This window comes from Microtetraspora malaysiensis, assembly GCF_050947145.1.
Classification (GTDB): domain Bacteria; phylum Actinomycetota; class Actinomycetes; order Streptosporangiales; family Streptosporangiaceae; genus Microtetraspora_A; species Microtetraspora_A malaysiensis.
This window is the reverse complement of record NZ_CP191998.1, coordinates 1,726,479-1,744,469: the sequence shown is the minus strand read 5'-3', so window position 1 is coordinate 1,744,469 and position 17,991 is coordinate 1,726,479. Positions and strand designations below refer to the sequence as shown.

Annotated in this window: 14 protein-coding genes; 3 read left to right on the top strand and 11 right to left on the bottom strand. The window is 72.1% G+C overall.

Annotation, left to right across the window (positions count from 1 at the left end; all coding sequences use genetic code 11):
* Window positions 1–16 precede the first annotated feature (16 nt).
* Genes ACQP1V_RS08535 through ACQP1V_RS08520 form a run of 4 tightly spaced genes read right to left on the bottom strand, consistent with a single transcriptional unit; the run spans window position 17 to window position 4,718 of the window.
* The gene (locus tag ACQP1V_RS08535) at window positions 17–1,165 is read right to left on the bottom strand and encodes a thiolase domain-containing protein (RefSeq protein ID WP_433420603.1); all 1,149 of its coding nucleotides are present in this window, start codon (window positions 1,163–1,165) and stop codon (window positions 17–19) included.
* On the bottom strand, window positions 1,158–2,210 hold the full coding sequence (locus ACQP1V_RS08530; RefSeq protein ID WP_433420600.1) for a lipid-transfer protein: 1,053 nt from the start codon (window positions 2,208–2,210) through the stop codon (window positions 1,158–1,160). Before ACQP1V_RS08530 ends, ACQP1V_RS08535 begins: the two co-directional genes overlap by 8 nt.
* Complete coding sequence (locus ACQP1V_RS08525; RefSeq protein WP_433420597.1) at window positions 2,210–3,178, bottom strand: Zn-ribbon domain-containing OB-fold protein; 969 nt, start codon at window positions 3,176–3,178, stop codon at window positions 2,210–2,212. Before ACQP1V_RS08525 ends, ACQP1V_RS08530 begins: the two co-directional genes overlap by 1 nt.
* Window positions 3,168–4,718 carry an acyl-CoA synthetase gene (locus tag ACQP1V_RS08520; RefSeq protein WP_433420594.1) on the bottom strand — a complete coding sequence of 517 codons (1,551 nt, stop codon included), beginning with the start codon at window positions 4,716–4,718 and terminating at the stop codon, window positions 3,168–3,170. Before ACQP1V_RS08520 ends, ACQP1V_RS08525 begins: the two co-directional genes overlap by 11 nt.
* Window positions 4,719–5,011: 293 nt before the next feature.
* Here ACQP1V_RS08520 and ACQP1V_RS08515 point away from each other — a divergent pair, with 293 nt between their 5' ends.
* A complete protein-coding gene (locus ACQP1V_RS08515) occupies window positions 5,012–5,827 on the top strand; it encodes a crotonase/enoyl-CoA hydratase family protein (RefSeq protein WP_387408547.1) in 816 nt (271 codons plus the stop codon).
* A gap of 115 nt (window positions 5,828–5,942) precedes the next feature.
* Entirely contained in the window at window positions 5,943–6,785 is an 843-nt protein-coding gene (locus tag ACQP1V_RS08510; protein ID WP_433420591.1) for an SGNH/GDSL hydrolase family protein, read from the top strand.
* A 23-nt stretch (window positions 6,786–6,808) separates the two neighbouring features.
* On the opposite strand, the gene ACQP1V_RS08505 is transcribed toward ACQP1V_RS08510, so the two are convergent.
* The 6 genes from ACQP1V_RS08505 to ACQP1V_RS08480 form a co-directional block, all read right to left on the bottom strand.
* Window positions 6,809–8,668, bottom strand: coding sequence for a hypothetical protein (locus tag ACQP1V_RS08505; RefSeq protein WP_433420589.1), 1,860 nt, complete (start codon window positions 8,666–8,668; stop codon window positions 6,809–6,811).
* A gap of 176 nt (window positions 8,669–8,844) precedes the next feature.
* On the bottom strand, window positions 8,845–9,957 hold the full coding sequence (locus tag ACQP1V_RS08500; protein WP_067129191.1) for an NAD(P)H-dependent flavin oxidoreductase: 1,113 nt from the start codon (window positions 9,955–9,957) through the stop codon (window positions 8,845–8,847).
* A gap of 206 nt (window positions 9,958–10,163) precedes the next feature.
* Entirely contained in the window at window positions 10,164–10,922 is a 759-nt protein-coding gene (locus ACQP1V_RS08495; protein ID WP_433420586.1) for a decaprenylphospho-beta-D-erythro-pentofuranosid-2-ulose 2-reductase, read from the bottom strand.
* A 28-nt stretch (window positions 10,923–10,950) separates the two neighbouring features.
* Window positions 10,951–12,291, bottom strand: a complete 1,341-nt coding sequence (locus tag ACQP1V_RS08490) for an FAD-binding protein (protein ID WP_433420583.1) — start codon at window positions 12,289–12,291, stop codon at window positions 10,951–10,953.
* A complete protein-coding gene (locus ACQP1V_RS08485) occupies window positions 12,288–13,268 on the bottom strand; it encodes a decaprenyl-phosphate phosphoribosyltransferase (protein ID WP_433420581.1) in 981 nt (326 codons plus the stop codon). The genes ACQP1V_RS08490 and ACQP1V_RS08485 overlap by 4 nt, the downstream gene beginning before the upstream one ends.
* Window positions 13,268–14,188 carry a DUF3068 domain-containing protein gene (locus tag ACQP1V_RS08480; RefSeq protein WP_433420578.1) on the bottom strand — a complete coding sequence of 307 codons (921 nt, stop codon included), beginning with the start codon at window positions 14,186–14,188 and terminating at the stop codon, window positions 13,268–13,270. The genes ACQP1V_RS08485 and ACQP1V_RS08480 overlap by 1 nt, the downstream gene beginning before the upstream one ends.
* Window positions 14,189–14,299: 111 nt before the next feature.
* On the opposite strand from ACQP1V_RS08480, the gene ACQP1V_RS08475 reads away from it, so the two are divergent.
* A complete protein-coding gene (locus ACQP1V_RS08475; protein ID WP_433420575.1) occupies window positions 14,300–15,631 on the top strand; it encodes an acyltransferase family protein in 1,332 nt (443 codons plus the stop codon).
* Between the two features lie 37 nt (window positions 15,632–15,668).
* On the opposite strand, the gene ACQP1V_RS08470 is transcribed toward ACQP1V_RS08475, so the two are convergent.
* Complete coding sequence (locus tag ACQP1V_RS08470; protein WP_433420572.1) at window positions 15,669–17,990, bottom strand: penicillin acylase family protein; 2,322 nt, start codon at window positions 17,988–17,990, stop codon at window positions 15,669–15,671.
* Between the last annotated feature and the right edge of the window lies 1 nt (window position 17,991).

The window sequence follows — 17,991 nt, the reverse complement described above, 5'->3', positions numbered from 1 at the left end:
GGACCTTCCCTGCCGTTTAGGGTTTCCGGTTGCTGACGATCCACATGGCGAAGAACTGGGCGCCTCCGCCGTACGCGTGGCCGAGAGCGGTGGCGGCGCCCTCGACCTGGTGCTCTCCGGCCATGCCGCGCACCTGCAGCGCGGCCTCGGCGAACCGGATCAGCCCGGACGCGCCGATGGGGTTGGAGCTCAGCACTCCGCCGGAGGGGTTCCACGGGATGTCGCCGTCGAGCGCGGTGCATCCGGCCTCGGTGAGCTTCCATCCCTCGTTCTCGGGGGCGAAGCCGAGGTTCTCCAGCCACATCGGCTCATACCAGGAGAACGGGACGTAGACCTCGGCGACGTCGATGTCCCTGCGCGGGTCGGTGACGCCCGCCTGGCGGTAGACGTCGGCGGCGCAGTCCTTGCCCGCCTGCGGGCTGACGGTCTCCCGCCCGGCGCGCGTGAGCGGCTCGGAGCGCATGGCCGCGCCGTGGATCCAGGCGGGCGTCCCGGTGACCGCCTTCTCCGACGCCAGCACGATCGCGCACGCGCCATCGGAGGAGGGGCAGGTCTCCAGGTACCGGATCGGCTCCCAGAGCATCGGGGTGGACTCCACCATGGCGCGGTCGATCCCGGGGATGCGCAGGTGCGCGTACGGGTTCTTCAGCGCGTTGCGCCGGTCCTTGACGGCGACGAGGGCGCCGATGTGGTCGGGCGCGCCCGACCTGCGCATGTACTCGCGGATGTGCGGGGCGAAGTAGCCGCCCGCGCCGACGACCAGCGAGGCGCCGAACGGCAGGTGCGTGGACAGCGCCCAGGTGGCGTTGGACTCCGACTGCTTCTCGAACGCCACCACGAGCACGCGGTCGTGGACGCCGCCCTGGATCAGGGACGCGCCGACCAGCGCGGTGGAGCCGCCGACCGAGCCCGCCGTGTGGACCCGCGTCATGGGCTTGCCCGCGGCGCCGAGCGCGTCGGCGAGGTACGCCTCGGGCATCATGACGCCCTCGAACATGTCCGGGGCCTTGCCGACGACGACCGCGTCGATGTCCGCGAAGGTCAGCCCGGCGTCGTCGAGCGCGCGCATGGCGGCCTCGCGGACCAGCCCGGCCATCGAGACGTCCGTGCGCTTGGTCGTGTAGCGCGTCTGTCCCACACCGATGACGGCGCAGCGTTCACCCACGACGGGCTCCTTCCTCGGACAGGGGCGCCGACTCCAGCACGGCGACAAGGTTCTGCTGGAGGCAGGGCCCCGAGGTCGCGTGCGCGACGGCCCGGCGGGCCCGGCCGTCGAGGATCCGCCGCGCGGCCTCGCCGAGGCGGATCAGCCCGGCCGCCATGACGGGGTTGGCGGCGAGCGGCCCGCCCGAGGGATTGATCACGGTGTCCTCGGGCAGGTCGAGCGCCGCGCGCAGCATGGGCTCCTCGTGGCTGAACTGCACGTGCAGCTCGGCCACGTCCACCGGCCCCTTGCCGACGCCCGCCGCGCGGGCCGCGTCCGCCGCCGACGGCGACCTGGACAGGTCGCGCATCCCGAGGTAGTGCGGCTCGATCCGGTGCGCGATGCCGCCGATGTACGCCGGGGTCTCGGCCAGTTCCCTGGCCAGGTCGCCGGCGGCCAGCACGACCGCCGCGGCCCCGTCGGTGATCGGCGCGATGTCGTACGGCCGGAGCGGTTCGACCTCGTACTCCGTTCCGGAGGGGTCGGGCAGGTCGAGGGCGTGGGGGTTGGCCCGGCCGTCGGCGCGGCTGCGCCGGACGATCTCGTCCAGTTCGGCCCGGTCACCGCCGAGGGCGGCGGCCTGCAGGGCGGCGTAGGAGACCTGGTCGAGGCCGAGCGGCGCGAGATAGTACGGATCGAGCTGGAGCGTCATGACCTCCCGCAGGTCGCCGGTCGACGACTTGCCGAAGCCGTAGACGAGGGCGGAGTCGATGTCGCCGTGCTGGAGCCGGACCCACGCCTCGTACAGCGCGAACGCGGCGTCCATCTCGACGTGGCTCTCGCTGATCGGCGGCCAGGCGCCGAGCGCGTCGAGGGCGGAGACGAAGGAGAACGGCGCGCCGGTGAGGTAGTCGCACGAGCCCGAGCAGGTGAAGCCGAACCGCGACAGCCCGGTCGCCCGGCGGACCTCCTCGATCACCGGATGCAGCGTCTCGGCCTCGGTCAGGCCGGTGTTGTGTCCGGTGTGCGCGGTCTGGGCGAACGCCACGACGGCGACGTCGCGCATCACACCCCACCTCCCGGCACGTCGGCGGAGAGGTCGACGTCGGGCTCGCCGGTGGGGGCGAACCACCTGATGTTGGCCATGGACATCGTGCGTTCCTCCGGAGGCACCCAGACGGCGCGCACCCGCATCCCCTGCCGCACCTCGTGCGCGGGGACGCCGCCGACCAGAGCGATCATCGGGATGTCGGCGCCGTCGAGCAGGATGTACGCGGAGACGAACGGCACCTCGGGGGCGCGCGGGTCGGGCAGGTTGTTGATGGCGAAAGTCGTGACGGTGCCGGTGTCGGAGACCTCCCGCTCCTCCTGGATCAGGACCCCGCAGGACGGGCAGGAGGTGCGGTAGGGGACGTACACCTGGTCGCACGTGGCGCACCGGCCGCCGAGGATGACGCCATCCTTGATCTTCGTGAAGAAGCGGGTGAGCGCCGCGCCGGGGCGCACCCGGTACTCCGCCCGCACCGGCGCGTTGATCATGGTGACCTCGGGGACGAAGCACTCGATGTCGGTGATGTTCCCGGAGGGCCGCTCCCGCCAGCGGGGCCGGACCCGCAGCCCGGGCCGCATCGCCTTGGCGGCGCCCGCGTCCACGGCGTGGACGAGCGAGGTGTCCGCGCCGTCCAGCCTGATCGTGGCCCAGGCGAACGGCCGGTCAAGGGGGTGGCCCGCGCGCGGGGCGCGCACCCACGCCCACGCCTGGACGGTGCCGGCCGGCCCGACCTCGACGTACTCGCCGGTCACGGCCTCGCCGGTGTCCGGGTCGTACTCCAGGGGAGGCACCAGCACCCGGGCTCCCGCCGTGCGGACGCCGACGATGCGCCGGTCGCGCAGCTCGGTGAGGAAGCGGCCGATGACCGGGCCGGTGCTGCGGGTGTAGCCGCCGGGGAACTCCAGCACGTGCCGGGCCTCCAGCGGGTCGGGCCCGGCGGCCGGGGTGCCGGCGGGTAAAGCGGACGGCGGGTCAGATGGCACGATCCCTGCCTTCCCAGTAGGGGGCGCGGAGCTTGCGCTTGAGCAGCTTGCCGTTCGGCTCGCGCGGCATCTCGTCGATGAAGTCGATGCTCCTGGGCCACTTCATCTTCGACAGCCGGCCCTTGAGCGAGTCGAGGATCTCGGCGGCCAGCTCGGGTCCGGGGGTGGCGCCGGGCGCGGGCTCGACGATGGCCTTGATCTGCTCGCCCCACTCGTCGTCCGGGATGCCGAAGACGGCGGCGTCGGCGACCTTGGGGTGGACCAGCAGCTCGTTCTCGATCTCCGCGGGGTAGATGTTCGCCCCACCCGAGATGATCATGTCCGCCTTGCGGTCGCAGAGGAACAGGAAGCCGTCCTCGTCGAGGTAGCCGATGTCCCCGACCGTGAAGTGGTCGCGCAGCCGGGCCGCCTCGGTCTTGGCCGCGTCGCCCTTGTACTCGAAGCCGGAGCCGGCCATCTTCATGTAGACGGTGCCCGGGGTGCCGACGGGCACCTCACGCAGGTCGTCGTCCACGATGAGGATCTCGCTGATCGGCCAGGCGTTGCCCACGGTGCCCGGGTGCTTCTTCCAGTCCTCGGGGGTCGCGACCGTGCCGCCGCCCTCGGTGGCCGCGTAGTACTCGTAGATCACGTCACCCCACCACTCCAGCATCTGGAGCTTGACCGGGACCGGGCAGGGCGCGGCCGCGTGGATCATCCACCGCAGCGAGGACAGGTCGTACGCGCGGCGGGTCTCCTCGGGCAGCGTCAGCAGCCGCTTGAAGTGCGTCGGGACCATGTGGGAGTTGGTGACCCGGTACTTCTCGCACAGGCGCAGGGTCTCCTCGGCGTCCCACTTGTCCATGTAGACGAGGGTGTGCCCCATGTGCAGGGCGGTGCCGCCGAACTGCGTGACGGCGGTGTGGTAGCTCGGCGAGGTGACCAGGTGGACGTTGGGCCGTCCGCTCGTGATGCCGAAGAACCCGAGCAGGAACGACAGGAGCTCGGCCGAGTCGTCCGGGTCCGCGCCGCTGAGCGGCCGCCGCACACCCTTGGGGCGGCCGGTCGTGCCCGAGGTGTAGTGCATGGTCGCGCCGGCGGTGCGGTTCTCGGGGAGGCTGTCCGGGCGGCCGTCGATCAGTTCGGCGAACGGGCGGAACCCCTCGACCCGGCCGAAGGCGAAGCACCGCTCCGGCGCGATGCCGGCCTCCTCGGCGCCCTTCGTCCCCTCGGCCGCGTACCGCTCGTCGACGAAGAAGGCCTTGGCCTCGCTGTCCGCGACGATGTAGCCGATCTCGGGTCCGGTCAGGTGCCAGTTGACGGGGGTGTAGTACCACCCGGCCTGTAACGCGGCGAGGTAGAGCGTCAGGCCGTCCACCCCGTTGGGCACCAGTCCGCAGATGCCGTCCCCCGGCTGGAGGCCGAGCTCACGGAGGCCGTGGACCAGACGGTTCGCCCGGGCGAGCAGGTCTCCCGCCCGGTGTTCCGTGCCGTCCGGATCCACCGCGGCGATCCAGTCCGGGTCGGCCTGCGCGATCCTCCAGAAACCAAGCGAGCCCATTCCATGCTCCCTGTCCGGTGCGTTTCGGCGCGCCCTTCCGTGAGCCGAGGACTCCGTCGCGGCGCGGTCTCTCCCCCTGTTTCTGCCCCCAGAACACGCCAGGCTGTGGGTCGGCCCCTGGCCCGGCCGGCGATGCCAAACGAGAATCGGTTCTAGTACGTTGCGGGCAGACTAACCCCGGGCACCGCCGCCGATCAAGCGCTTGATTTGTCAATCTGGCGGCGGCGGGCGGGGCCGATCTAGGATCAGGTTCTCTCTTGCGTGACCAAGCGCTTGACTAAGCGGAGGTGTCCGTGGATCTCCTGCCGATCAGCACGCCGCACTGCCGGGTCGAGAGGGACGGCCCCGTCGTGATCGTCACGATGGACCGCCCCGAGGCCAAGAACGCGCTCTCGACCGACATGCTGGTCGGCCTGGCCGACGCGTGGGCCTACATCTCGGCCGAGCCGGAGGTCCGGGCAGGCATCCTGACCGGCGCGAACGGCACGTTCTGCGCCGGAGCCGACCTCAAGGCCATGGGGTCGCCCTCGGGCGACGAGCGGACCCGCCGCCGGGCCGCGGAGATCGGGGACTACCACTGGAAGGGCCTGCTCCGCGACACCGCGTCCCTGCCCACCAAGCCGATCATCTCCGCGGTCGAGGGGTACGCCGTGGCCGGCGGCACCGAGCTGCTGGTCGGCACCGACCTGCGGGTCGTCGCCGAGAGCGCCACCCTCGGCCTGTTCGAGGCCAGGCGGGCGCTCTTCCCGATGGGCGGCTGCGCCATCCGGCTCCCGCGCCAGATCCCGTACGCGTTCGCGATGGACATCCTGCTCACCGGCCGGGCGATCAGCGCGTCCGAGGCGCTGGCGATGGGCCTGGTCAACCGGGTCGTCCCGGACGGCACGGCCCTGGAGCACGCCCGCGAGCTGGCCGCCGAGGTGGCCGCGTGCGGGCCGCTCGCCGTCCAGGCGATCCTGCGGACGTACCGCGAGACGCTCGGGATGGGCGAGGCCGAGGCGCTGGAGGTCTCCGACGCCATCGGATGGCCGGTCATCGGCTCGCAGGACGCCAAGGAGGGCGCGCTCGCCTTCCGGGAGAAGCGCCCGCCGGTTTACCGCGGAGCGTGACCGGGGCGCCGCGGGCGTTGTGAATTAGGACTGTTCGCGACACCGGGGGCACGTTACGATCCCTCCCGCCATTACCAAGCAGTAGCTTGGCTCACCCCCCGAGGAGGACGTCACGATGCCCCCGCGTATCGCGATCACGACCGCCGTCGGCGCCGCCCTGCTGGCGCTCGCCCCGGCCGCCCCCGCCCAGGCCGACGACGTGACCTACTACCTCGCCCTCGGCGACTCCCTCGCCGTCGGCGCGCAGCCGCTCGGACCGGACAACGCGACCATCCCGACCGACGAGGGCTACGCCGACCAGCTCTACGCCAAGCTCAGGGCGGAGGAGCCCACGCTGCAGCTGGTCAAGCTCGGCTGCCTCGGCGAGACCACCAAGTCCTTCGTCCAGGGCGGCGTCTGCTCGTACGACGGCGCGAAGTCGCAGCTCGCCGCGGCCAAGAAGTTCCTGCGTGAGCACGGCGCCAAGGTCAGGTACGTGACCGTCAGCATCGGCGCGCAGGACATCTACGGCTGCATCACGCCTGACGGCGGCGCGAACACGGGCTGCATGCTCAAGGGCACCGCCTCGGCCGCCCTCTACATGCCGCAGGTCGTCGGCGCCCTGAAGCTGGCCGCGCACCACTCGACCCGGCTGATCGGCATGGACTGGTACAACCCCGGCGTGGCCGCCTGGCTGCTCGGCGACGACGGCAAGAGCCAGGCCAAGCAGTCCGTGCTGCTCAACGACACGCTCAACAGCACCCTGCAGGTCAACTACGGCGCCTGGGGCTTCAAGGTCGCCAAGGTCAACGCCGACTGGCAGTCCAAGGACTGGACCGAGGACACGCCGTTCGGCTGGCCGCGCAACGTCTGGGAGCTGGTGGCGCGGAGCTGGATCGCCAACGTGCCCGGCGTCTGGCTGCCGAAGGGCCACGGGTACGGCAACATCGCCGACACGTTCTCCGCCGTGGCCCGCTGATATCCGGCCGCCGGACCCTCAGGTCACGGGGTGGTGTTCGGGCCGGGGATCCCGAGCACCACCCCGGTCACGCACAGGTCCACCGACGGGTCCGCCAGGGTGAGCGTCATCGCGGCGCCCGTCCCCGTGGCGGGGAAGTAGACCCGCGCCTGCCCCGCGCGCAGGGAGAGCTCGGCCCGCGCCGCCCCGAGCCGGGCCGTCGCCGCGGTGGCCCGCTCGGCGACGTAGGTGAACCCGGCCACGGCGTACGCCCCGTCGGACCGCACGGGGAGCGTCACCGTGCCACCCTCCTGCGGGAAGCACCGGCTGCCCCGCTCGGGCGCGGCGTATCCGCCGACGATCCGCGGCGGCACCAGGCTCCGGCCGTCCTCGGCGAGGACCACCGGCTCGGCGGCGGGGCGCGGGTGGCGCATCCGCTCCCGGAGCGGTTCCGGGGCGAGCGGGCTGAGCAGGTGCGAGCTGAGGTTGCTCTCGCCGAACCCGTAGATCAGCACGTCCGCCGGGAGCCACTGCGGATAGACGTCGGCCGTCGCCGGGGCCGCGGCCAGGGTGGCCCGGACCGCCTCGACGTAGCCGCGCGCCCGCGCCCGCTGCGCCGCGAACTGCGCCGTGTACGCGTCCGCCGAGACGTACGACGCGATGAGGAACGCGCCCACCAGCACGACCGAGACCGCCGGGACGGCGAGGCCGCGCGGCGGCAGCGCGCGGTACGGCCGCGCCTCCTCCCCCACCGGCAGGATCGTCAGGCCGGCGCAGAGGGCGAGGACGACGGCGGCGTCGGCCACGTAGCGCGGCTCCAGGGCCTGCGCCTCGAACGTGCCGCGCCCGAGCAGCACCGGGACCAGGTCGACGACCACCAGGTAGGCGAGCAGGATGGCCCACGCCCGCACCGCCCGCGCCCGCAGGACCAGCGTCGCCGCCGCGTACAGCCCGAGCACCGCCCACGCCAGCGCGACGCCCCACCAGGAGGGCGCGACGATCCCGCCGAACCAGGCGTCCGGGCCGCCGAGGGCGGTGGTGGGGAAGGTCTCGCCCAGGAGCCGCGCGGCGAACAGCGCGGTCTCGCCGGCTCCGGGCAGGCCCACTGGCTGGTGGCCGGTGTCGGCCCGGACGACGTACAGCACGGCCGCGGGAACGAGGACCGCGGCGAGCGCGCCCCAGACGGGCAGGTTCCGGCGCAGCGCGGTCCAGCAGCCGCGCGGCCACGGACCGGCCGTGAAGTACGCGCTCGAGAGCAGGAACAGCAGCAGCGGGATGCCGACCGCCGCCTTGAGGAAGTACGCGGCCAGCCCGAACAGGTACCACCCGGCGACCGCGACGACGTGCCGGGCCCGCCGGGTGCGCACGTAGTGCGCCTGCGCGGCGAGCGCCATGCAGATCGCGAGCTGCAGCGGCACCTGTTCGAGCCCGGCGGCCCACCACAGCAGGCCGGGCAGCGTCAGCGGCGTGAAGAGGTACAGCCCGAACGGCACCAGGATCAGCGCCCGCGCCCCGAACAGCACCCGCAGCAGCCGGTACATCGCGAACGAGGCGGCGGCCTGGAGCACCAGCAGCGCGCCGCTCGCCAGCTCCCAGCCGTACGCGTCGATCCGGGTGACGACCCACGCGAGCGCGAACCCGGCGGGCAGCAGCTTCGGACCCCACGGCGCGGTGAGGTAGTCCCACCCGAGGCCGCGCTCGGCGGCCCTGGCCACGAAGGCGAAGTCGTCACCCCAGAAGTAGCCGCGGCCGAACAGCGACCACTTCCAGAGCAGCTGCGCCGCGACGAGCGCGAGCGCGGCGGACGGCAGCGCCCACCGGCGCAGGAACGCCACGCTCACCCAGCGGGGGAGGTCGATCTCGAAGCTCCTCGGCGAAGCGCCCGTTCCAGCTCTCGATTCCACCGGCTCCGCTCCCCCGTGAGGTCGGCATCTCCCCGCAGCGGCCGAAAATCCTGCTGAGGGTCACGTTCTACCGCAGATCACCACAAGGGGATGAGCACGCCGCGATAACGGTTGCTCACGGAGCCGGTGGGCCCGATTTCCGGGACGCTCTCGACGTCGGCGCGGGGTGTGGCCGCTCAGTCGCCGGAGACGCGGCCGAGGCGCTCCATGGTCTCCACGTAGCCCTCGACCAGGTCGAAGACGACCTGCTTGGCCGACTTGACCTGGTTCATCGTGCCGATGATCTGACCCGCCGGGAACGTGGCCAGCTCGCCCGCGTCCGACCGGCCGATCCGGCGCAGCGCGTCGGAGATCAGCATGAACTGGAGCGGCATCGGCAGCGTGCCGGGCGACTCCGCCGACTCCCAGGCGTCGGTCCACTCGTTCTTGAGCAGCCGGGCGGGCTTGCCGGTCCAGCTCCGGGAGCGCACCGTGTCGCGTGAGGTGGCGGCGAGGATCCGCTGCCGGGCCAGCTCGGGCGTGTCGGCCTCCTCGACGGTGAGCCAGATCGAGCCGGTCCACACGCCCTCGGCGCCGAGCGCCATGCCCGCCGCCATCTGGCGCCCGTCGCCGATGCCGCCCGCGGCCAGGACCGGCACGTCCACCGCGTCCACCACCTGGGGGATGAGCACCATCGTGGAGATCTCGCCGGTGTGGCCGCCGGCCTCGGTGCCCTGGGCGACGACGACGTCCACGCCCACCTCGACCTGCTTGACCGCGTGGCGCGGCGTGGAGGCGAGCGCGGCCACCTTGACGCCGTGGGCGTGTGCCTGCTCCACCACGTCGGCGGGCGGCGGGCCGAGGGCGTTGGCGAGCAGCGCGATCGGGTGCCGCAGCGCCACCTCGACCTGCGGCCGCGCGGTCGCGTCGGTCCAGCCGAGCAGCACCTTGCCCGGGTCGTCCCCGGTGAGCGGCGGCACGTTGTGCCGGGCCAGCAGGTCCTCGACGAACTGGCGGTGCCCGGCCGGGATCATGCCCTGGAGCCGGGCGAGCAGGTCGGCGGGAGAGTCGACGCCGAGGTCCGCCCCCTCGTAGGAGGCCGGCATGACCACGTCCACGCCGTACGGCCGGCCGCCGACGTGCTCGTCGATCCACTTGAGCTCCAGTTCGAGCTCTTCCGGGGTGTAGTAGAGGGCGCCGAGCACTCCCATGCCGCCGGCGCGGCTGACCGCGGCGACGACATCACGGCAGTGACTGAACGCGAAGATCGGGAACTCGATCCCGAACATGTCGGTGACACGTGTCCGCATGGCCCGACTGTATGCCGGGCCCCAGCGCACTGCAACGTGTTCTAGTGAGAACCTTTCTGCGGCTTTTCTGAACGCCGACCTACTGATCAGTAACCAGAGCCGGACAGTCAAATAGAACGCGTTATACAGATCATTTCCGATATGTCGCCCGGCGGCTCCACCGAGCCGCCTCGGAGCCTCCCGCGGGACGCCCCTTTCGCGCGCCGTCAGCGGGGCATCCGCCGCCAGATCGCCTGCGGCAGCAGCCGCATCACCGCGAAGGCGGGCCGCAGCCGCGCCGGGACCCACACCACCCGCGCCCGCGACCTGAGCGCCTCGATCACCGCGTCGGCGACCTCGTCCACACCCACCGCCATCGGCGCGGGCGTCATCCCCTCGGTCATCCGCCCGATCACGAACCCCGGGCGGACGATCAGCACCCGCGCCCCCGAGCCGTGCAGGGCGTCCCCCAGCCCCTGCGCGAAGCCGTCCAGGCCGGCCTTGGCCGAGCCGTACACGAAGTTGGCCCGGCGGACCCGTACCCCGGCGACCGAGGAGAGCACGACCAGCGTGCCGTGGCCCTGCTCGCGCAACCGCCGCGCCGCGGCGAGCCCGGCCGAGACGTGGCCGCCGAAGTTGACCGCGACGTCGCGGGCGGCCGCCTCCGGATCCCGGTCGTAGACCGCCTGGCCGCCGAGCACGCCGAAGGCCGGGATCACCACGTCGAGATCGCCCAGCTTGGCCGCGGCCGTGTCGATCACGTCCTGGTGCGTCTCGGGCCGGGACGCGTCGAAGTCGACCACGTGCACCTCGGCACCGAGCCGCCGCAGCCGCTCCAGCTCCTCGTCCGGGACCGCGCCGCCGCGCGCCGCCAGCATGACCCGGCGCGCGCCGTCCCGGACCAGCCGGGCCACGATCGCCAGGCCGATCTCGCTCCTGCCGCCCAGCAGCAGCACCGTGTCCACCGAACCGAGCGCGTTCCTCACGCCCACCCCTCCTCACCCGACGGCCGGTTCACAGCCGCAGCCTCCTGGCCAGATCCGACCGGAACACGCCGTCCGGGTCGGCGGCGTCCCTGATCGCCCGCCACTCCTCCAGCCGGGGATAGCTCGCGGCGACCGACGCGGCCGACGTCCGGGAGTCCTTGGCCAGGTAGAGCCGCCCGCCCGCCTCCACGACCCAGTCGTCGAAGACCCGCAGCAGCCCGGCCAGCCCCGGCACGCCCGCCGGGATGTCCAGCGCCAGCGTCCAGCCCGGCATCGGGAAGGACAGCATGCCAGGAGTGCCCGCGCCGAACCGCTTCAGCACCGTGAGGAACGACACCACCCGGCGGGTCGACAGCGTCCCGACCACCCGCCGCAGGGTGTCCTCCGCCCCGAACGGCACCACGAACTGGTACTGCACCAGGCCGCCCGAGCCGTACATCCGGTTCCAGCCGGCGACGGCGTCCAGCGGGTGGAAGAAGGGGGTGACGCCCTGGATCAGTCCGCGCTTGGCCGTGGGGGCCTTGCCGTACCAGACGGCGTTGAACGCGCCGACGGTGGCCCGGTTGAGCAGGCCGTCCGGCACCCGGGGCGGCGCGACCAGGCGCTGCCGGGGGCCGAACGCGAGCGGGTCGCCGCGCACCACGCCGCGGACGTCCGCGCGCGTCGCGTGGTCGCCGCGGGTGAGCACGCTCCGGCCGGTGCGCCCGCCGCGGGCCATCAGGTCGATCCAGGCCACGGTGTAGCGGTAGCGGTCGTCGGTCGCGGTCATCACGTCGAGCGTCTGGTCCAGGTCGCGGGTCCGCTCGACGTCCACCCGCATCCGGGACGTCTCGATGGGGACGCACGCGAAGGTCGCCTCGACGATCACGCCGGTCAGCCCCATGCCGCCCACGGTCGCCCAGAACAGGTCGTCGGCCGGGCCGAGGACGCGGACGCTCCCGTCGGCCGTGACCAGGGTCAGCGCGCGCACGTGCGCGGCGAACGAGGAGTCGACGTGGTGGTTCTTGCCGTGGACGTCGGCCGCGATCGCCCCGCCCACCGTGACGTACCGCGTGCCGGGTGTGACGGGCACGAACCAGCCGCGCGGCACCAGGGCGGTCATCAGGTCGTGCAGGCTGGTCCCCGCCGACGCGGTCACCTCGCCCGCCTCCGGGTCGAGCGTCCAGGACGGCCGCAGGGCGGTGCAGTCCAGGACCGTGCCGCCGGCGTTCTGCGCCGCGTCGCCGTACGCGCGGCCGAGGCCCCGGGCGAGGAACCCGCGCCCGGCCGTGTTCTCCTTCACCAGCGCCGCGACCTCGTCGGCGGAGCGGGGGCGGGCGAGCGTGGCGGGGGTGGGGGCGGTGCGTCCCCAGCCGGTCAGAAGCGTCATGTCAGGTAGATCCCGATGGCGAGCAGGAGGAGCAGCAGGCCGAGGAAGACCTGGAGGGGCCGGTCCTTGAGGGCCAGTTCCTCAGGTTCCTCCCCTATGCCGCGATCCACAAGTAGCGCGTGTCTCAGGACGACGAGGACGAACGGGACGATGCTCAGCGCGTGCAGGCCGAGGGCCGCCCCCTGGTGCTCCTGGAGCGCCCACAGGCAGTACGTCACGATCATCGCGCCCGAGGTCATCGACCGGACTCCGGATAGATAGGACGTGGTGTACACGCTGAGCGTCGAGCGGGTTTCCCGCGCCTTGCCGGCGTTCCGGCTCTTCGCGGGGTGGGTAACTTTCACCCCCTTCCGCTCCTGTGCGCGCAGCTCGGCCTCCCGCTTGCCCGCGACCAGCAGGAGCGACCCCAGCGTGATCACGACCAGGAACCAGCTCGTGACCGGCACCGCCACCGCCACCGCGCCCGCGTACGCCCGGATCACGTGGCAGCCGGCGACCGCGACGAGATCGACCACCGGCTGGTGCTTGAGCCAGATCGTGTAGCAGAAGGTCAGCACGAGATAGCCCGCGACGACCGCGCCAAGCCGCCATCCCCCGGCCAGGCCGACGGCCAGGCCCGCGACCAGCAGCACCGCGCCGGCCGCCCGCGCCACCGGGACCGGCACGATCCCCGCGGCGATCGGCCGGAACCGCTTGCGCGGATGATTGCGGTCCGCCTCCACATCGGCGGCGTCGTTGAAGAGGTACGTCGCGCTGGCCGCCAGGCAGAACGCGGCGAACGCGATGAGCGAGCCGCGCGCCCCGGGCCCGGTCGTCAGCACCCCGGCGGCGGCCGGGGCCGCGAACGTCAGCACGTTCTTCAGCCACTGCCGGGGACGGCAGGCCCGCACCAGCCCGACGGCGAGGGACCTGCGCGCGCGAAAGCCCGCCGGCGGCGATGCCACCGGCGGGCGGACGGGGGCGCCTCCGCGCCCCATCAGGCGCTGCGGGACGACGGGACGCGGAGCAGCACGATCCCGCCGAGGATCAGGGCCACGCCCAGGATCAGCGAGACCAGCGGGAGTGTGATCGTGATGAGGGTGATCTGGCTCAGGTTGCCGCGAACCGTCTTGGCCAGGTCGGAGACGGACTTCGGCGTCATGACGGCGGTCGCGACGAAGGCCGGCCGCCGCTCGACGCCGTCCCTGGTCTTGAGCACCTCGTGGCGCTGCTGTTCCTGCTTCACCGGCGCGCCGGTCCTCGGCTCCACCCAGAACGTGTTCACGCCGTCGTACACGCGGTCGGCCGCGACGTCACCGGGCTCCGTCATGCCGAGCAGCGAGGCCGGGAGGTTGAGGCTGTCGACGACCGTCGGCGGCACCTGCTGCACGAACTTGTAGACCGAGAGGCCCTCGATCGTGTCCTCGCCCGCGAACACCGCGTCGTACGCCTTGCGCGTGGACGAGTTGAAAACCTTGTACGTCTTCTTCTCGACGCCGAAGGGGAACAGGTAGATCTGGCCTTCGAGCTGCACCGGCTCGCTGTCCACGTTCGCGCCGCAGCAGTTCACGCCGGCGCCGTCGTACTTGTTGAAGGCGCTGCGGAACTCGGTCCAGGAGATGCCCGGCCGCCCGTTGGTGACGTCGCTGGCCGAGGTGAACTGGTCCCAGACGACGTGGTCGTCCTTCGCCTCCTTGACGTCGCCCCGGGTGGTCACCGTGATGTCGACCGTTCCGGTGAGCACCTTCAGGTCCGGCTTGCTGAAGTACTGGGCGTTCTCCGCCCTGAGATAGGTGATCGAGTACTGGTCGGCCGGGGCCTGGATCAGCTGGCCCGCGTCCACGAATTTGACCAGTGGTGCGAGAACGATGAAGAACGCGCCGGCTGCCAACAGAACCAAACCAACTAAGCGGCGCATCGCTCCTCCTGGGGGGTGGGGGCATCGTCTGCCGTTTTCGTTCTGAAAACCGGTTCTATTTCGCGATATGTTAGTGCGGAGAGTGATCCACGTCACGAGGGATGCGGAAAAGTGACCGAAACAGGTTCTAGTAACGGCCCGCTCTCCTTCCCTCCGACCGCCCTTCCGGACAGTCCGTCGTCCGGATCTCCCGAGCCCGCCCCAGCGGAGGCCGAGCCGGTCGGGCTGCCCTCCGTCACCGGGCACCAGACGTCACTCGACGGCATCCGCGCGCTCGCCGCCCTCGGCGTCCTGCTGTTCCACGTCGCGATCGAGACCGGCGCCGCGCTGCGCAACGGCTTCACCGGCGGGCTGCTGGCCCGGGGCGAGGTGGGCGTGCCGATCTTCTTCACGCTGTCCGGGCTGCTGCTGTACCGGCCGTGGGCCCAGTCCGCGCTCTCCGGCGGCCGCGAGCCGGACACGCAGACCTACCTGTGGAAGCGGCTCTTCCGCATCATGCCGGCGTACTGGCTGGTCGTCGTGGTCGCCCTGCTGCTGTGGGCCGAGGAGCACCGCACGGACGCGTGGACGTGGACCGAGATGCTGCTGCTCCTGCACAACTACGACATCGACCACTGGTGGTTCGGCCTCGGCCCCCGCGGGCTCGGCCAGATGTGGAGCCTCTCGGTCGAGGTCGCGTTCTACCTCACCCTGCCGATCATGGCCGCGCTGCTCCGCGCGTACGCGACCAGGGGAGGCGTCACGGACGTCGGCCGCCGGGCCAGGCGGCTGCTGGTCGGCCTCGCCGCCGTCGGGGCGCTCTCGTACGTCTACACGATCTTCGAGTTCCACCCCGAGTACCGGCCCTGGATGAACCTGTGGCTGCCGCGCTCGTGGACGTTCTTCGTCCCCGGCATGATGCTCGCGGTGATCGCCGCCTGGGCGCGGCTGGAGGACGGCCTGCCGCGCCGCTTCTGCCACGCCATCGCCTCGTCCACCGGAACCCTCTGGCTGGTCGCGGCCCTGGCGTACGTCATCGCCTCGACGCCCGTCACCGGGGCGCGGTTCGTCGGCATCGACGGGATGTGGACCGGCCTGTTCGAGCAGGTCCTCTACACCACGGTGGCGTTCTGCCTGGTCGCGCCGGCCGCGCTGCAGCCCGACCGGCCGAACGTCGTGCGCTCCCTGCTCGGCAACCGGGTGATGAGCTACCTCGGCCGGATCTCCTACGGCGTGTTCCTCTGGCAGTTCATCGTCCTCTACCTGTGGTACGAGTTCACCGGCCAGCAGACCTGGACCGGCGACCTGCTGCTCAACTTCGTCCCGGTGGCCGCGATCACCGTCCTGGTCGCGCACCTGACCTACCAGTACGTCGAGGAGCCCGCCCGCCGCCTGATCCGCTACGTGAACACGCCGCGGCCCGCGGAGCCGAAGGAGGAGCGGGCCCTCGAACCCGCTCCCTGACCGAGTCGCCGTCAGCGGACCGGAGCGGTTTCCACGCTCACTCGTGCACGGTGGTGGTCCGCAGATGCGGGTCGGCGGCGATCTCGGCTTCGGTGAAGCGCCCGGTGACCCACTGGCCGCGCGAGAACACCACCGTCTGGTCGGTGTGGTGGGGCGAGGCGGGGTTCGCGGATTGGGAGTAGGTGAGGACGGTGCGGGCATGGGGGCCGTCGGGGGTGAGCTCGACGGCCATCATGAAGCTGGACCCGGTGTCCACCTCCGGATAGCGCCCGTCCGCGCCGAGCTGGCCGCGCATGCGCACCCTGTCGAAACAGCCCTCGCCCTCGGTGCAGCCGGGAAGCGGGATCGAGGAGTAGCGCTGCGCCTGACCCGGGGTGAGCATCAGGGGGATGTGGTTGGCCTGGAAGAAGAGCACCGCGTCGGCCAGGGCCTGCCGCACCGCCGGATGGTCATGCTTGAGCCCCCGAGGGGTGGTCAGCGGATGTGCGGAGTCGAACGGCACCCGCCACGGGCTGAACCCGGGCTCTTCCGGCCCGGTGGGACGCCCCAGCCGGGTGAAGAACTCGCGCCACAGGATGGCCCCCTGACCGTCCAGGGTGGCGCGCCCGTCCCAATCCCGCAGCGTCCCGCATGCCTCGCGCACGTTCACCCGCGTGCCGTCTGACGCGGTCGGCTCGGGGTGGCTGCGGCACAGCTTCAGCAGGTCCGAGCGCATGAGCTCGAAGCTGTAGTTGCGCTTGGCGTACGCGGTGGCCTGCAGCGTGTCCAGGGTGAAGCCGGGCGTGCCGAGCCCGTCGGTCCCGGACAGCCGCCGGTCGATCATGTCCAGGCTGACCCGGGGGCGCGGCTCCAGCTCGGTGCCCGCCATGCCCCACGCGCGCTGGAAGCCGGTGAGCGGCTCCGACGGGTTCGTCATCCAGAAGGTGTTGTTGGAGTTGGCCACGTAGTCGGCGCGGGTCAGCCTGGGCTGGTTGGCCGGCCCGAAGATGCCGGGCACGACGGCGTCGCGATCCTTGCCCCACAGGCACGTGGAGGTCGAGCCGTCCAGGACGTATGCGTCCAGCCCCGGAATGGGCGAGGGCTTGGCGCAGCGGCGCGCCTGGGCGTCGGTGACGTTGGGGACGACCGAGCTGTCGGCGAAGTAGGCGGTCCCACCGGCGTCGGTGGCGAGCGTGTGGACGAACGACATGCCCTGATGGGCGTCCTGGGCCGCGCGTAGCTGGGTGACGTCTTTCGCTTTGGCCATCGCCAGCCACTCGTCGGCCGCGCGCAGGTTGGCGGCGTTGGCGTCGCCCAGCGCGTACGCGACCGCGTCGGTGTGCCCGACGGCGAGCACCGGGCCGTACCGCGAGGTGTAGAGCGTGTGGCCGGCGACGGTGCCGTCCTGCAGGGTGACCTCCACCTCCTGGCGACCCAGCGGCTCCGCCCGGCCGTCCACCAGGTAGCTGGTACGGTCGCCCGCGAGCTTCAGCCGGTAGACGGTGAAGCGCTGGGCGTGGGAGACCGTGTGGGTCCAGGCCACGCTCGCGTTGTGGCCGATCTGGACGACCGGCGTGCCGTACAGGCTGCCGCCGGAGACGTCGAGCACGCCGGGGATGGTGAGCTGCACCTGGTAGAAGCGGCGGATCCCGTTCCATGGGAAGTGCGGGTCGGCGAGCAGCATGCCGTGGCCGTCGCGCGTCGCCTCGCGGCCCAGCGCCCAGCCGTTGCTGCCCGCGGCCGGTCTCTTGACCGGGCCTTCGGTCTCGGGCTCGCCGACCCCGGTGATGGCCTCCTTGAGCTGGGAGCTTCCGACCATGCGGTTGAGGTCGAGCAGGTTGTTCCAGATGTCCATGGCGGTGATGGGTCCGACCCAGGCCTTGCCGCGGCAGGTGGGATCGGGCAGGTTCGCCACGCCGGTGTCCGCCAGGTACCGGTTGTACCCGGCGGCGTAGCCGTCGACCAGGCGGCGCAGTTCGTCGCTCGGCCCCACCGGCGCGGGCCGGGCCAGCAGCCGCCGCACGACGCCCGAGTCCGCGACGCTCTTGTAGTAGACGTCGCTGGCGAGGTTGGTGACCGGGCTGACCGGGTCGTCGGACTTGGCGGTGGCGCCGAAGTACCGGGATCGCTCGCCCCGCAGCGTCACCGCCCACGAGGCCAGCACGCACAGGTTGTCCTGCGCGAAGGCGTAGCCGTACCCGAATCCGAGTCCGCCGTAGTCCTTGGCGGAGATGTGCGGGATGCCGTACTCGGTGCGCCGGATCGTGGCGGAGTAGCGCGCGTCATCGGCCGCGGCGGGCGCGTTCGTGCCTGTCAGCGTCACGGTGAAGGCGAGCAGGACCAGCGCGATCAGCGCGGCCGGTCGCGGTCTGAGCTTCATC

Coding starts and splice junctions, on each gene's coding strand:
- ACQP1V_RS08485 (WP_433420581.1), bottom strand. CDS start 13,268: ATGGGGCGCGGAGGCGCCCCCGTCCGCCCGCCGGTGGCATCGCCGCCG.
- ACQP1V_RS08500 (WP_067129191.1), bottom strand. CDS start 9,957: ATGCGGACACGTGTCACCGACATGTTCGGGATCGAGTTCCCGATCTTC.
- ACQP1V_RS08490 (WP_433420583.1), bottom strand. CDS start 12,291: ATGACGCTTCTGACCGGCTGGGGACGCACCGCCCCCACCCCCGCCACG.
- ACQP1V_RS08470 (WP_433420572.1), bottom strand. CDS start 17,990: ATGAAGCTCAGACCGCGACCGGCCGCGCTGATCGCGCTGGTCCTGCTC.
- ACQP1V_RS08480 (WP_433420578.1), bottom strand. CDS start 14,188: ATGCGCCGCTTAGTTGGTTTGGTTCTGTTGGCAGCCGGCGCGTTCTTC.
- ACQP1V_RS08520 (WP_433420594.1), bottom strand. CDS start 4,718: ATGGGCTCGCTTGGTTTCTGGAGGATCGCGCAGGCCGACCCGGACTGG.
- ACQP1V_RS08510 (WP_433420591.1), top strand. CDS start 5,943: ATGCCCCCGCGTATCGCGATCACGACCGCCGTCGGCGCCGCCCTGCTG.
- ACQP1V_RS08530 (WP_433420600.1), bottom strand. CDS start 2,210: ATGCGCGACGTCGCCGTCGTGGCGTTCGCCCAGACCGCGCACACCGGA.